This is a genomic window from Limosilactobacillus viscerum, from assembly GCF_947387525.1.
GTDB classification, from domain to species: Bacteria; Bacillota; Bacilli; order Lactobacillales; family Lactobacillaceae; genus Limosilactobacillus; species Limosilactobacillus viscerum.
Window position 1 is genome coordinate 1 of sequence record NZ_CANDNW010000036.1, and the last position, 15,429, is coordinate 15,429.

General features: G+C 42.3%; 10 protein-coding genes. 3 read left to right on the plus strand and 7 right to left on the minus strand.

Features of this window, described 5'->3' with window-relative positions; genetic code table 11:
- Positions 1 to 133: 133 nt before the first annotated feature.
- The 7 genes from QOS07_RS08360 to QOS07_RS08390 all read right to left on the minus strand — a co-directional run bounded on the left by QOS07_RS08360 (position 134) and on the right by QOS07_RS08390 (position 12,936).
- Positions 134 to 2,587, minus strand: a complete 2,454-nt coding sequence (locus QOS07_RS08360) for an SEC10/PgrA surface exclusion domain-containing protein (RefSeq protein WP_283588503.1) — start codon at positions 2,585 to 2,587, stop codon at positions 134 to 136.
- A 108-nt stretch (positions 2,588 to 2,695) separates the two neighbouring features.
- Positions 2,696 to 2,854, minus strand: coding sequence for a hypothetical protein (locus tag QOS07_RS08365; protein ID WP_283588504.1), 159 nt, complete (start codon positions 2,852 to 2,854; stop codon positions 2,696 to 2,698).
- Between the two features lie 40 nt (positions 2,855 to 2,894).
- Positions 2,895 to 3,371, minus strand: coding sequence for an S-ribosylhomocysteine lyase (locus QOS07_RS08370; RefSeq protein WP_047767155.1), 477 nt, complete (start codon positions 3,369 to 3,371; stop codon positions 2,895 to 2,897).
- Positions 3,372 to 3,821: 450 nt separating this feature from the next.
- Positions 3,822 to 7,301 (minus strand): peptidase M23, encoded by a 3,480-nt coding sequence (locus tag QOS07_RS08375; protein WP_283588505.1) that lies wholly within the window; start codon positions 7,299 to 7,301, stop codon positions 3,822 to 3,824.
- A 148-nt stretch (positions 7,302 to 7,449) separates the two neighbouring features.
- Entirely contained in the window at positions 7,450 to 10,374 is a 2,925-nt protein-coding gene (locus tag QOS07_RS08380; protein ID WP_283588506.1) for a CotH kinase family protein, read from the minus strand.
- Positions 10,375 to 10,497: 123 nt separating this feature from the next.
- A complete protein-coding gene (locus QOS07_RS08385) occupies positions 10,498 to 12,000 on the minus strand; it encodes a L,D-transpeptidase (RefSeq protein ID WP_283588507.1) in 1,503 nt (500 codons plus the stop codon).
- Positions 12,001 to 12,438: 438 nt separating this feature from the next.
- Complete coding sequence (locus QOS07_RS08390) at positions 12,439 to 12,936, minus strand: hypothetical protein (protein WP_283588508.1); 498 nt, start codon at positions 12,934 to 12,936, stop codon at positions 12,439 to 12,441.
- Positions 12,937 to 13,158: 222 nt separating this feature from the next.
- Between QOS07_RS08390 and QOS07_RS08395 the strand changes: the two genes are divergently transcribed.
- The 3 genes from QOS07_RS08395 to tnpB all read left to right on the plus strand — a co-directional run.
- Entirely contained in the window at positions 13,159 to 14,874 is a 1,716-nt protein-coding gene (locus QOS07_RS08395) for a hypothetical protein (RefSeq protein WP_283588509.1), read from the plus strand.
- Positions 14,875 to 15,092: 218 nt separating this feature from the next.
- On the plus strand, positions 15,093 to 15,281 hold the full coding sequence (locus QOS07_RS08400; RefSeq protein WP_003674475.1) for a hypothetical protein: 189 nt from the start codon (positions 15,093 to 15,095) through the stop codon (positions 15,279 to 15,281).
- The coding region (tnpB, locus tag QOS07_RS09620; RefSeq protein WP_408613360.1) for an IS66 family insertion sequence element accessory protein TnpB at positions 15,271 to 15,429 on the plus strand (159 nt) is incomplete at its 3' end. The genes QOS07_RS08400 and tnpB, both read left to right, overlap by 11 nt.

Here is a 15,429-nt window from a genome sequence, read left to right on the forward strand (position 1 = left end):
ACTGGCGCACACCAATCGAGATCTTCCTGCTTAATTTACGTCATTAAATTCGTTCAAGTTATTTCTTGCAATCTGCCTTAATTATACATTAAAATGGCTAGAATCTTTATATCAAGATTTTAGCCATTTTAAATTACATAATATCAGCCGCAGTGATTGCACCAATGTGTAGCGGCACATCAACGTAATCTTCGTTGGCGTCCTGTGTTAGTGAATAACGGTCAAGAATTGTGTAATCATCACCCAAGCGGAGTGTACTTAGCACCGTCAATGTTGTGTTAAATCCAGATTGACCAGCATTCAAGTACTGGTTACCGTAAATTCGTGCCACATCTGGCCGGGCAATATTAGTTGTTACTGCCTGACGCATTACTTCGCTTCCCCGCGTATTATCGTACAAGATCAGCGTGTGGTAGCCATTAGTCATGTTAGTTGCCCGCCAGCCACTAACTGCCAGCTGGTATTGACCATTGCTCTGCCGGCTTGCTGACCAACTGTCCAGGGATCCTGCTTCATCCCCGCTAGTAAGTGTCTGAGAATTAAACCAGTAGTCAGTGTATTGACCGGTGCCACCGTTACCCTCATTTGATGTCGAGTAACGGCTAATTACCGCGTACCGATGACCAGGTACCAATGCAATTTGACTCAGGTCCACGCTCAGGTCAAAACCAGACTGACCTGAATTTACTACTCCCGGGTATACCCGTTGTACATCCGCACGAGCAACAGTCGGTGCCGCAAATGCAGCTACCTGCCGGTTGTCAGTTGTGTCGTAAATGATAATAAAGTGGTTTTGTTCAAACTGGCTAATACTATTAGCATGCCAGCCGGAAATATTGAGATTGCCATTAGCAATGCTGAAGTTGTCCAGACTTGCCTGGTTGCTGTAGTTTCCTTCCGTCAGTGGTGCAAACCAGTAGTCAACGTAATTACCGTTGCCGGCAGGATCGTCGGTATAACGACTAATCACCTGAAGGCGCTGGTTGAAGTTAATATTATTCATATCAAAATCAACCGCGAAACCAGACCTAGCAGCACCATCGACGTGTGGATAAACATTGGCCACGTCCGCACGGTTAATACCGTTCGTCACTAATTTCCGACCAATTTCTCGCCCATTATTAAGCAGAATGATGTAATGGTAGTTCTTGCCTGCCGCTTGATTGGTGGCATTCCACCCCGTCAAATGCAACTGACCGTCGCTTACACTGGTACCGTCCAGGTTTGCATAGTTGTTCCGGTCAACTGCGATCGGTGCAAAGTCATAGTCAACGTAATCACTATTTCCATCGGCACTAGCACTGTACCGACTAATCAGCCGGATACTGCTTGTATTAGCAAGGACTGACCCAAGGTTAATTCGTACCGAAAATCCAGAATGGTCAGCATTGTACACATTATGAGCCCGCTGAACATCATAGCGGATAACGTTGGTAACACTAGCCCGCCCGATTTCACGGCCGCTTTGGTCAAGGGCAATGATGTAACGGTATGGGTGACCAGCGGTAGCATTAGCCGCGTGCCAACCAGTAGCAACTAACCGGCCATCGCTCGTAACATAGGCACCATCGAGACTAGCGTAGTTACCGTTGTCGGATTGGTTATATGGCTCAACCACGGTCCCACTATTAGTAAAGTTATTGGTATCGTAATTGTTACCATTTACCCAGATATAGTGCATATCAATATTTTCGAGCCGGAAGGTAAACGTGGTTCCGTTTGACCACCGACCATTACCATTCGAATAAGTCAGGGATGGGTATAAGGCCACCGTCGTAATCGGTTGGGGGTAAGTCAAAAAGTTTTGGGCATGGCCAAATTGGTCGTTAGCATCATTAAAGAACATACCCATGATCCCGTAATAAATTAACGCACGGAGGTCATCCATCGTGGTCAAACTAAATAGTGGAACCGCATTGCTATCGGCAAAGTCTCTCCCCTTCGCAGTCGCAAATGGCCGCGCAGTCAGCCCATTAATATTGTCGACATAAATCTGGAAGGTAGCAATATTTTCCGATTTTCCCTGGAGGATACCATAATCATGCCAGTTTCCCTTCAATAGCGACTCGTTCTTGGACTGATATTGCATCGCCATCTCCCGTACACCGTTAATTGTGGCGGCATCTTGGGTAAATGGTTCTTCGCCAAATTCGGCCCGGGCCTTATTTACCAAACTCAGCCCATACTGGTTCATTTCTTCGACCTGGTCAGGAGTTAAGTTATTGATGTCTACTTGTTCCTGAGCAGCCTCAGCATTTGATTCGTAATCATTAGTGTAGATTCCCTGCTGGGCCACGTTTTGTTGGAAAGCATTTGCCGCATCAGTATTATTGATGTTTCGAATTGCATCAAGCGTGTAACCAGTTGGGAAGTTAATATTCTGCGTGTTTTGAACCTGTGTTAGGTTGTTTGAATACAGGTTTAAACTACTGGCAGTCGCAGATTGGGTTGGTTGTGTCACTAACTGCTGTACGGTTGTGTCAGTAGTGCTTGTCGTATCAGCTTTTACGTTATTATCAATAAGTGCCAAACCGGCGATCGTAGTAACCGCTGCGGTTGCAATGATTTTGGCCACTTTATTATTCATTTAATGATCCCCCCGTTTTCATATAGTATTGTACCCTGAAATCAAAAAAAGGACTATGACATGCACAAAAATGTCATCGTCCCTTAACGTTCTTGTTACTTTCGGGTTTTACCTGTTATTTACTGGCTTACCGACGCGGGTGACTAATGATTTCTTATTACCGTAAAGCGGCTGGTTGAGCCACTTCCACCAGCTCCGTTGTCTTGACAAACTATCACTAGTGGGGTGCTGAAGTAAGGCTGTTTCAAGATAGTGCACAATATTCATTTACGTCACCCTCCTCGTAAAAAGCTTGACCGGGAACTAATTAGTCAACAACGTGCCGTTCGAACGGCTTGTCAGAAATCCCTTCACTTAAAATCTTCTTTGACCATTCCTTAGCGGAGAACAATGAGTGGTCACGGTAATTACCACAGGTCTTAATGGTTGTTCCCTGAACATCTTCCCACTTAGTCTTGTAGGCAATTTCTTCAAGGGATGACTTTAATGCCTTGGCAACTTCGGTCGTTGAATGTTCACCCCAGGTAATCAAGTGGAAGCCGGTCCGGCAGCCAAATGGTGAACAGTCAATCACCCCGTCGAGACGGTCACGTAACAATCCGGCCAACAAGTGTTCAATCGTATGTAAACCTGCCGTTGGGATGGCATTTTCATTTGGTTGTACAAGACGTAAATCGTAATTACTAATCTTATCGCCCTTTGGTCCTTCTTCTACCGTAATTAAGCGAACGTATGGTGCCTTAACCTTTGTGTGATCCAATGTAAAACTTTCAACTTTAGCCATAATTATTAACTCCTTTTCCTTCATTGCCCGAAGATGAGTAGCTGGTAAGAAACAAAAACGTCCCAAGGACAGACTTTTATCTCTCCTTGGGACGTCAACTTAATTAACGTGGTACCACCCAGCTTCAGCGAAAGCAGCTGCTTCCACCCTTAGAGGTACACCAAATTTTGGTAAACCTCGACTTGCTACCGGTCGTCAACCGTGGATTGCTTACGAAATCTCACAATCACAACTTGCTCCAAGACCATCTTCATGAACTCCCCGTATACTGGTTTTCATCAACCCCAGCTCGCTGTAAAAGGTTAGAACACTACTCATCTTTTCTAAGCGTTTTCTAATTTAATTGTTATTATAATATAACGATTAACGACAAATGTCAATAATCGGAATGTTGATCCTTGATAAAAAACGACCTGTCCTCTCGGATAAGGTCGTTTTATCTTAAATATATTAGTTACCACCGTGGCTAATTACCCATTGTGGATCAAGCCAGGTACCGGAACCAGTTGCGGCGTTTGGATCAGACCAGCTTGGTTGGAATGAGTGGGATAAGTCCATCCCGTAGTTTGGACTGGTGTTAATCCCCAAGTGCAGGTGGCTGGTGTTCCGCCAGCCGATTACTTGTCCAGGGTAAATGATCTGTCCAGGGTTAACCGCGATTTGGGCACGGGTCTGGAATGCTTCTTGGTAAACGTAGAGGTAGCGGCCATCCCAGGCAATAATGTACCACCACATCGTCTGCCCATTACTGTCCCGGCAAGTGTTTACATCAAGTACCTTGGCACCGTGAACGGCGTGGACTTCTGAGCCAGGATGGTCATAAGCACCAAAGTCAAGGCCATCGTGGTAATGGTTTGTCCGCGCATAGCTGGAGTAACCGAATGCCTGCCCGGTCGCAAAGGAACCACGACCCGCGGCAGGGAACGGCCAGGACCACCAGTCATTTTGTGGTTGGGCCCGGGCAATCCCGTCCGTGCCGAAGTCATAGCAGTGACCATCAACGTAATTTACGCCCGTGTACATGTGCCCCTTCAGTTGGTCGTTGTAAACCCAGCTGTCATTTGGCATCGGTTGTGTTTCATAACCATCAGAGAAGTAGTACCGGTTCCCGTTAATTGTCCGCCAACCGGTGGCACGGTGGCCAGTCGTTGGGTCATAGTAAACGGTCCCACCGTATAAGTGTTGGAAGCCATCGTTGATCCCAAGTTCTGGCGAAATGAAGTCAATGTAGTCACTATTGCCGTTAACGTCACTGGAATAACGGTGGATAACCTTAACTCCCCAGTGATTCATGGCATCAGTAACTGGCAATGTCATGCCGAAGCCAGACTGACCGGCACCAGCAATGTAAGAGGCATTCCGTGCCCCTTCAGTAGTTGCCAAGCCGGAGTTAGTGGAATTAAGAGTACGCCGGTAGAATTCATGACCGTCGGCACCCATTACGATTAAGAACTGGTGCGTCCGGCTGCCATCTGCCAACGAAGCATGCCAGCCACTAGCATTAATGGTGTTGGTCCTCCGGTCGAAACTCAGGTTAATGTTACCAGTGTTGGCCGCAAAGTTGCCTACATTCAGGTCGGTATAGTTGCCATTGCCGGCCGGGTCATCGGTAACCCGGAGGATGAAGGAAATATTGCCATCCTTAATCGCAGCTGGCGCAATGCTGGTTGGTACTTCAACACTAAAGCCAGAATTTGCGCTGTTATAAATTTGGGCATACTTACTTGCAATATCGGAGCGTCCGGTAAAGCCAGTAATTGCTGCCCGACCAATCTCACGGCCGTTTAACAAGGCAATTACATATGGGTGGTGCTTAGAAAGCAACTGGTCACTAGCCAGCCAACCGGAAACCCGGAGCCCATTAGCTTCCTGGGTAAAGCCATCAGCCCACCCGGCGGATTGGTTCAGGGTAACTGGGCCGAGCCACATATCTTGGTAAGCACCGTTGCCACCATTGCCTGAAGCAGAGGTTGAGTAACGACTGACAAAAGAGTAGGAGTGGTTTGCCTGTAAGTTGACCTTGCCAAGATTTACATTAAAACCGGAACTATCGGCAGTAATGATTGCAGGGTATGCTTTTGCAACATCATCACGTTGAACTTTGGTGGTAACCAGTTGGGAAGCCACTTGTTGGTGAGCAGTGTTGTCGTACACGATAATGTAGTGGTATGGGGCAACCACACTAAAGTCATTGGCGTGCCAACCAGAGACAACTAGGTCACCACTGCTAAGGTTTACCCCGTCAAGGTTAGCAGCGTTAGCACGGTTGAGAGTCAGCCAATGGTCATTGTGGGCTGCGTTGTTACCATTACCATTCGGGTCGGCAGAATAACGAAGGACCAGTGAATACTGGTGACCGCTATTGAGGCCGTTAGGTACCTGGAGCGTTGCGGTAAATCCTGAGGTGGCCGCATTGTAGGCGTTCAGCCGTTGAGCACTAGCGGGAGTATCACTAGCAACCGTCTTCACGGCAGCAACTTGCCGGTTAAGAGTGTTGTCAAACAGAATCAGGTAATGGTTAGGTTCACCATATGCTACGTCGGCAGCGTGGTAACCCTTGATAATCAATTGGCCATTTTGGGTATCAACTGAAGTAATTTGAGCATAGTTGTGGTTGAAAGTGACCGGGTTAAACCAGTAGTCAACATTGTTGGTATTACCATCATTAGAAAAACTGTAGCGGCTAATAATCCGGATCGGACCCTGCACCATCACGGGTTGGAGGTCAAAGTCAGTAGACCAGCCAGAGTTATCGGCATCATAAATTCCCTGGTAAACCCGACCAACGTCAGGACGGCTAGTGTTAGTGACCTTCTTACGGGCAATTTCATGACAATTAGCATCAAGAATGATGATGTAGTGGTTGCCACGACCAAATTCACCGGAAGTAGCATGCCAACCAGCAACGTGGAGCTGGTTGCCGGAAATAGTTGCCGTGTCGAGGGAGGCTTCATTTCGACGGTCAGCCTGGAATGGTGAATACCAGAAATCGACATGGTTGCCCTCCCCAGTTTCAGCATTACTGGAGTAACGGGAAATTATTTGAAGCTGGTCATTGAGGAAACGGGTATCGTTGCCAAAATCATAATCGATCTGCCAGCCAGAATTTTGGGAATTGTAAACCGTTGAGAAGGCATTGGCAACGTCTTGCCGTTTTGTTGGATTGACCTGGATCCGGGTTAATTCCCGACCCTGGGTTTTATCCATAATAATGATCCAGTGGCTACGATCCTGGTAACTGGCGTTGGTGGCATTCCAACCGCTAGCTTTGAGGTGGCCATCGGCAAGGGACCAACCGTCAAGATTCCCCTCGTTGCGATTATCAATCGTAATTGGTGCATACCAGAAATCAGCATCTCCATTGTTGGCAGCAGCCGTGTTGCTGTAACGACTGACAACGCGGAGTGGTTGATTGAACCAGTCATTGCTGGTGATCTGGAAGTTAGCTGACCAGCCAGAATTGAGTGCGTTACTGGTATTCGCATACGAAGCGGCAACATCTGGCCGCTGAACAGTAGTGGCACTAGTTCGACCAAGTTCGTGTCCAGCCTGGTCAAGCACGATGATTTCATGGTAAGGACGGTTGCCGGCAGAACCGTTGGCGTTCCAACCACTTAATTGGAGTTGACCGTTACTGAGGTTTGCCTGGTCAAGGTTGCCGTAGTTACCACGGTCAGTATTGGTCGTTTGCAATGAGGCAGCGATAGCTTCTTGGGTTACCGCTGCAGGCTGTTCCACGGGCTGGGCAGTAAATGTGGTGCCCGTGGCAGTTGCTGTTGTACTAGTGGTTTCAATGGTGTTAGCGACTGTTTGGTCAGCAGTTGCGGCATGGGCCTGTGCCTGGTGAAAAGCAAGGACAGTCCCACAGACGGTTAAGGTTACACCGGCCATTGCTAGCCGTTTAGCATGACGAAAACGATTATTATTCATTATTACTAAAAATCCCCCCGAAGTATTAATCAGTTACGGAAGCTATTATATTCCGTTTATGTTTTGCCGGCAAACTAAAAAAGCCTTCCGGTGGAAGACTTTTAGTTGCAATTTTTTCGTTGTTCTTCAGGAAACGATAAGTAGTTTATTACAAGCCGAATTGCTGGTCAACAGCGGCTAAACGTTGACTAATTGTGTTATCAAACGTGGCTTTGTCTATAGCTAGCCGGTGTGTTTGACCAGTAATATTAATGTTGCCCCACAGCTGATCATTATTTTGGTATGCAGTCGTGCCTACCTCGTCAAACCACTGGTTAAACAGGCTCGTGACGTTAGCAGTGCTGAGAACATTTGTCCGTAATTCCCGGTAACGATTAATAATATCCTGCTGGTGGTGATTATAAATTGCTATCAGCAAACGATTCTGATTGTTTTTTATCTCAGCAAAAAAGTCAGCGTTAAGTGGCATGGATGTGCCATTCCAGCTATTGTTCCAACTAGCATCTAAGTCATATGGCATAATTACCCACTTACTATTTTCCTTATTAACATAGGTAATGTTCTTAGTAATTCCATCAATATTATTAATAACGGCCCCTAAAACAAGGTAGTCAATTGCTGCCGGGACATCCAAATATTCGTTTTCTAGCATTTCGTATTCAGCATCAGAGGCATTTGCTAGTTTATATAATTCATTAAATTTATCGGCCACCGACTGGTCAACCTTTGCCGGTGATTTAGCCTCAAATTCAGCCTCTTGTAGGTTATCCGGCGTGAAGGGTTGGGTAAACCGTGACAGAGGACTTTGTTGGTCACTTAATGCAATGTTGTCGCTCTTTTTATCATCTAAATTGTATAGTTTATCCTCTTGGTAAGTTTCCAATACGTATAATCCCTGGTCATAATTATTAATGTCCAATTCAACCGGCAAGCCAGCCACCTGGCCATAGTTTGGCATTGAAGCAACAATTGAGTCCTCCAAGTTCGCCCGGTTAGCCGTCATTTCGCTAAACAGCCGTGCATTAACGATATTCAAGCCAGCTGTCGGGTCGGTAAAGTTAGCTTTAAGGTTAAAAGAATTGGTCTTAAACCCACTACCAGGTAATTCCAATTTTAATTTTTTGCTCATTGCTTCATCCTTAAAGAGCTTTATCCGGTACCCCTTCTTCGGCCAGCCAAGCGTACTATTACCCTGCCACTTTATTGTCGCCCATGCATCGACCTTCTCACCATTAATCAAAGCAAGATTAATCTTTACGTTCTTTTTATTATCCTTGCTAATCCCGGTCAAGTCACCATCAATGCTAATCCGACTAATCTGGATATTTGAAGGGTCAGCAATGTTGATAATATTACCACTATCATCTGTCCGGTAGAGAACACCATCAGTAACTCTAATATTAGGATCGTTTACTAAACCATTCTTGATATTATTCATCCAAATATCGGTATGGTTACCCTCTCCATCTTCACTATCACTAAAACGAAGAACAAGTTGTAAATCACCATCAGTAATATTAGCTGGTAATTGAATGGTAGTATTAAAGCCACTTTGTAAACTACCATAAATTTGTGGGTAAGCCGCTGCAACGTCTAAGCGGTTGGTTAAGCTCAGCTTTTGTCGTGTAATTTCACTGCCATTACGAAGAACAATGATATATGGAATTGCTTCATTAATCCGACCGTCACTAGCTAACCAGCCAGTAACTGTTACTTGATCACCACTTACTAAGCAGCTATCAATATTACCGGCACTTTTATTAAGTGTTCCTAGTGAGTACCAATAGTCATCATAATCACCAGTATTACCATCATCACCATTTCCCTGGTTCGAAGTTGAATACCGACTAACAAGTGAATAAGAATGACCGGCGCATAAGGCAAGCTGTCCAAAGTTATAACTAAATCGAGCTCTACCAGCTGTTACCATTCCTGGAAAGGCTGCCGCTACATCCCCTGATTCACTTGTTGGTACTTGGGCAGAAGCAACCTGTTGTCCGGTGGTAGTATCGACCAGGATTAAGTAGTGGAATGGCTGGTAAACACTAGCATCATTAGCATGCCAACCACTAACCACTAACTGTCCACTACTTAAATCAAATGAATCTAAAAAGCCTCGATTAACTTTATTAACAGGTGCAAACCAATAATCAGTCATATTCCCATTACCAGCAGGATCGTCGGTCCAACGACTAATAAACTGAATATTGTCCCTGGAGTATTCTGGGGTTAACTGAAAACTAACATTAAAGCCTGAAAGATTAGCGTTAGCAACTGTCGGAAATGCCTGGGCAACATCTGGCCGTTGAATCAAGCTTGTTGCTTGTCGCGCAATTTCTTTACCGGTTGTCTGGTCAAAAGCAATTATGTAATGATATTTCTTACCAACTGCTTGGTTGCTGGCATGCCAGCCACTAACCGTTACTTTCCCATCAGTATTACTAGAAATACTGTCGATAACTGCCTGGTTTCTATTATCAATAACAATCGGATTAAACCAAAAGTCAGTATTATTACCTTCCCCTGATGGATTGTCACTATAACGAGTTACTAAGGTGACAGTATGTCCAGCAATATCAGCTGGAAGCATGAAACGATTGTTAAATCCAGACTGCTCGCTGTTAGGTACATTGGAATATACCTGCTCAACGTCTGGACGATCTACTGACTGAATTGGCTGCCTGCTAATCTCAGTATTATTAGTATTATCGAATAAAATTGCATAACGATAAGACCGATCTTCACTTTCTCCACTGGCATGCCAACCAGAAAAATCAAGACTTGCTTCACCAGTAGTAGGATCTTCTGTGATTTGATAACTATCTAAATTACCAACATTGGCAGTTTTATCCATTCCACTATCAGCTTCATTCGCCTGACTATCAACCTGGGTTGGTATATTATTTCCTACTGTCGATGTTTCAACAGTGGTTTCTTGTGGGAATGTACTTACGGCCGCATGCGCACTTTCACCAGTAGTTGTAAGTCCAACGACAGCCATTGCTAAAATAATTGCTGAGCAACACCATAACTTGCCCTTTTTATACAACTTATAATGCCTCTTAGTTTCCATATTAACCTCCCTAAAGTTGCTAGATTCTTATCATCTACCATCTTATCCTAAAATCCTTAAAGAAAAAATAGCATATGACATATAAAAAGCTCTAGTCGCTAGAACTAGAGCTTAATTTTAGATTTAGTTATCAATTACAACCCGGGTGCCGGTTGGAACATTATGCATAATCCAGTAGGCGTCAGGGACAGATAAACGAATGCAGCCATGAGATCCTTGGTTAATACCAAGTTGGGATGCTTCATATGGTTTGTAGTTACCATTTGCATCAGTTGGTACCGTGTGGAAGAGGTAAACACCGTGGTCTAAGAATGAAGTCCAGTAGTTAGCACCTTCACCTAAACTACCATTGTAGAAGCTGTTTCCCCGTTCAGCCTGAATGTAATAAGTACCAGTTGGGGTTGTGCTTACACCATTCTGATAGTAACCAGCCGTACAGTACATGGTATAAACAACATCATTACCGTTCATTAAGTAGACCCGGTTCTGTCCGATCCGAACATGAATCCAGAAGTTGTTCATTTTACTGAGGTCCGGATATGGCGCATATTCAGATGGCTGACGGTAATCAATTGGTGTCCGCATCATGCTGGTTGCCATTAAACCAGACCGATAGTCAACATAATTTCCGTTTCCATTCTTATCGTCCGTGAAGCGGTGAATTACGTAAAGAAGCTGGTGTTGCATATTAGCAGGCATTTCAAAGCCGAGCTGATAACCAGACTTTGCACTATTGTAGGTAGCAGGGTAAATATTTGCAACGTCAGTACGACTACGATTAATGTCGAGCACTTGTTGGCGGTACAACTCATTACCATTTTGATCTAAGAAAATTAAGTATTCATATGGCTTGTTTACCGCCTGGTTACTTGCATGCCAGCCTGAGATGTAAAGTCCATTACCATTTACGTTAAACTCATCAATATTTCCGGCATTTGAGGCATAGGATTGACTGTACTGATCAATCGCATTGCCATTTCCATCCTTATCATCAGTAAAGCGAAGAATTACCTGCATATTACCATTAATTGCAACTGGGTCTAACGGAACAACAGTAGAAAAGCCACTGTTAGCGCTGTTGTAAACATTGCCATAGGCCTTTGCGACATCTGGACGACTAGTAAGTTCTACGGTAGTCCGCTTAACCTCCTTACCATTATTTAAAACAATGATGTATGCATATGGGTGGTTAATAGACTGGTCACTGATCATCCAACCAGAAATACTTAAACCATCCTTTGTCATTTGGATATTGTCAATACTATTAGCTTGTTGGTTAAGTGTTACTGGTGCGGACCAAAAATCAGTATAGTGACCAGCATCACCATTACCTTCATTACTCGTTGAGTAGCGGCTAACGATTGAATAAGTGTGCCCAGGAATAATATTTACATTAGCTAAATTAAATGTTCCGACAAATCCAGACTGAGCAGCTCCTAATACATTCGGATAAACCTTAGCAACATCATTTCGTTGTTGCGTTGTCGTTGAAACAACCGCAACTTGAGAATGTGCTGTTTGATCGTAAAGAATTGCATAATGGTTATTTTCAAATGGTGCTAGGTCAGTTAAATGCCAGCCAGTCACAACCAGGTTTTGTCCATCGCTCAGGTTAAAGCTATCCAAGTTTCCTTGGTTTACTGGAGTACCACTAGTGATTGGGCTAAACCAGTAATCAACAAAGTTACTATTACCATCTTTAGAGGCGGAGTAACGACTAATTACTTGAAGCTGATGACTCAGATTTAACTTAGATAAAGGAATCGCTACTGTAAACCCAGAGGTGGCTGCCCCATCAACATTAGGGAAAGCTTTAGCAACATCTTCACGGGTAACCGATTCAGTAATTTGTTGGCGGGCAACTTCTTGGTTAGTAGTCCGGTCATAGATGATAATAAAGCGATCAGGCTTATTTGCCGCAAGATTAGTTGCATTCCAACCAGTTAGAACTAACTGATTATTATCAACTGTAGTACTGTCTAAGGAAGCGTGGTTTTGTCGATCAATCGTGACTGGGGCAAACCAATAATCAACTGCATTACCATTTCCTTGTTGATCATCAGTTTATCGACTAATAAGTTGTACTTGATTTAAATTAGCAATTTGGTTGCTTAGATTAAAGGTAGCATTAAAGCCAGATTGATTTGCACCATAGACATTATGAACAGCTGCAACATCTGGGCGACTAACTTCTTGATCACTAATATTTTGCCGGGCAATTTCGGTATTATTATCCTTATTCATCACAATCAAATAGTGGTATGGACGACTTTGGGAGGCATTGGTAGCATGCCAACCACTAACCTGAAGCTGACCATTATCATTGATCTGCACATTATCAAGGTTAGCATAATTTCCCTGATCAACTGAATTAACACTAGATTCTGAACTGGCGTTTTGGCTATTAGTATTAACTGTAGCTGAGTTAACTTGCACTAATGGTGTCTCTTGAGTTGAGTCAGCCTGTGCATTATTTTGGCTAACCCATAACAAAAAAGCACAGCTGGTCATTGCTAGACAACCAGTTGCTACTTTTTTCGCATGATTGAAATCAATTATCATCAATAATCCCTCCAAAAAATATCAGTATTAAAGTCCAATTTATATGTTAAACATCAAACTGTCTCGGTCAAAAAACCATTTAAAATCTACAATTTTTTGAGTAATATGTCAAAGATATAATTGTTTTCGAAATCGAATAAAAATTTACACACATAGCTCCACTAAAAGTGTTATATTTCTATAGAGTAATTAAGTTTAGTGAATACTTTCAGGTGAAAATTAATGTTAAAATTCAAAAAATATCAGTCATCTTTACAGGTTATCATTATTGTCATGCTATCTATGGCTGTTTTCTTAATAATGATTAAAAACATGTCGCATGGTTTGCCTCTACTTGGGGATACACGCTTTCATTTAGGTAGAATCTACGAAATTCGTGAAGCTTTTTCTGAGCACCAGATTCCATCATGGCTTAATTTTACTTCCTTCTTTAGTATGGGAGCTGCTATTAGTGGAATGTACCCAGATATAACCTTATGGCCGCTTGTGTTTATAACTAATAAGTTACCGTTCTTTTACCAAATTATAGCAATTAGGTCAATAATTCTGATACTTACTTTTCTTGTTTCTTTTTTGTCTCTACAGTCGCACAATATTAACCGCGTTAATTCTTTTTTTGCTGCTATTATTTATACATTTTCGGGCTATTCGCTCTACCAATTTTTATTTGAATTTCAACCCGGTGCTATTATCATAATGATATTTACATTTCCACTCATTTTTGGAGTAATAGATGTACTATCAATAGATAAGTTTAGTTTCAGACTTTCATTAAAACTTTCTATTCTTTTTGGTATTGTTGTATATTCGCACATACTATCAGTAGTTACTATTGCCTTTTTAATTATCTTATTCTGGATATTCAAGTGTTTAATTGAAGCAAAAGTTAACTGGTATACTGTTCTTCACATGGTAATTGCTACCTTACTTACTGCAGTATATGCTCTCCCAATTTTCTATCGTATAATCAAAATTTCCCAGTCACGTATTGCACCCCCGTTCAGTAAAGGAGTAGTGAATGCGGGTAATATTGTTGATTTATTCGCTAATCCACAAATTTATTCTCGTACATCCTTATCTATAGTTGCAATTATTTTATTGATACTCGTACTTTTTAAAGGATCTATAAATAAATTTGTTGCCGTATTTCTTTCTGCAGAATTAGTTCTAATGATTTTATGTACAAATTTAACCCCATGGATATATTTGCAAAAGATCCCGTTAATCAATATGTTGCAGTATACACCTTGGCGTTTTGGTATTTGGCTTAGTTCACTTATTATTTTGGCATTTTTATTTACAAACTATAAGCATAAACAAAATATTCTCTTTATGCTTTCTCTATTAACTCTTCTCTCCATACCAGGTATTCCTAGAAACCCAACACCAGATTTCTCTTATAATCCGAAAATATATATTTCTCCTAATAGATTAGTTGCTAATAATATATATCGTAATTTTGATACCACGTTCAGAGATTATCTTCCTGCAAAGTCAGTTGGACCAGCAATCGACAATAAGGTTCCTTCTAACGTAGAAAAATTATCCTATAATCAAAAGATCTATACTCAAAAAGATAATAGCAATATTAAAAAAATAGCTTTCAACTCTAAAATCATTATCTATAATAAAAAAGGATTAAAGGGAAACCACTATAATCTGCCTATTTATTACTATCCTTCCCTTAAATATAATGTTAAGATAAATGGCTCGCCCATTAAAAAAATCAGACAAACTAAGAGCGGATTTATGCAGTTATCAGTAAATGCACCACTTCATGCAAATTCGAAAATACTAATACAATATAACTCACCAAAGCTATATAATTTACTTCTACTCTTCTCACTAGGAATATTTATCTTTTTTTCTTTATATTATTTACTCACTTCAAAAAAAGTAAGCACAAGAAATACTTCTGCAACTACTTCTCTTTTATAAATTTAGTACACCGCCGATTTCCGGGTCTACACTTTCTGGTATTGATGAAAATCAATGCCAGTTTTTTTGTACGCAAAAAGGACATCTGCTGCATCCTCCTGTTGTACAATCAATTCACCACAAAAATCATGTTAAAGAGTAAGCACACCATAACGACACGTCTATAAATTGTCAGCAGGACCTCCTATACTGAAATCATCAGTAAGGAGGTCTTCTTTATGGAAGAAAAGCATGACATTGTAGCTTCAAAATTTTCAACCAAGCCAATTTCACATGGCCAAAGTCAACGGCAACCGCATGTCGCAGCTCAAATGGAAAAAGCTGGGATTAAATTAGTTATTTTTAAAGGTGCTAGTTCCAACCTAGCGGTTGAACTAGCTAAAGTAATGGTCCGCTATGCTCGTTAATTGGCAAGCTCCTGATAAAGTCTATTTGGTTTGCGGTAAGACTGACCTTCGCAAAGGAATCGATGGTCTAGCCATGGTGATCGCCGAGAACTATGGCTTAGAATTGTATAGTAATTCTTTATTTCTATTTTGTGGAAGTCGCAATGAT

Excerpts from the sequence above, each read along its gene's own strand:
- QOS07_RS08380 (WP_283588506.1), bottom strand. The coding sequence starts at position 10,374 with ATGGAAACTAAGAGGCATTATAAGTTGTATAAAAAGGGCAAGTTATGG.
- QOS07_RS08360 (WP_283588503.1), bottom strand. The coding sequence starts at position 2,587 with ATGAATAATAAAGTGGCCAAAATCATTGCAACCGCAGCGGTTACTACG.
- QOS07_RS08375 (WP_283588505.1), bottom strand. The coding sequence starts at position 7,301 with ATGAATAATAATCGTTTTCGTCATGCTAAACGGCTAGCAATGGCCGGT.
- QOS07_RS08400 (WP_003674475.1), top strand. The coding sequence starts at position 15,093 with ATGGAAGAAAAGCATGACATTGTAGCTTCAAAATTTTCAACCAAGCCA.
- QOS07_RS08365 (WP_283588504.1), bottom strand. The coding sequence starts at position 2,854 with ATGAATATTGTGCACTATCTTGAAACAGCCTTACTTCAGCACCCCACT.
- QOS07_RS08370 (WP_047767155.1), bottom strand. The coding sequence starts at position 3,371 with ATGGCTAAAGTTGAAAGTTTTACATTGGATCACACAAAGGTTAAGGCA.
- QOS07_RS08395 (WP_283588509.1), top strand. The coding sequence starts at position 13,159 with ATGTTAAAATTCAAAAAATATCAGTCATCTTTACAGGTTATCATTATT.
- QOS07_RS08390 (WP_283588508.1), bottom strand. The coding sequence starts at position 12,936 with ATGATAATTGATTTCAATCATGCGAAAAAAGTAGCAACTGGTTGTCTA.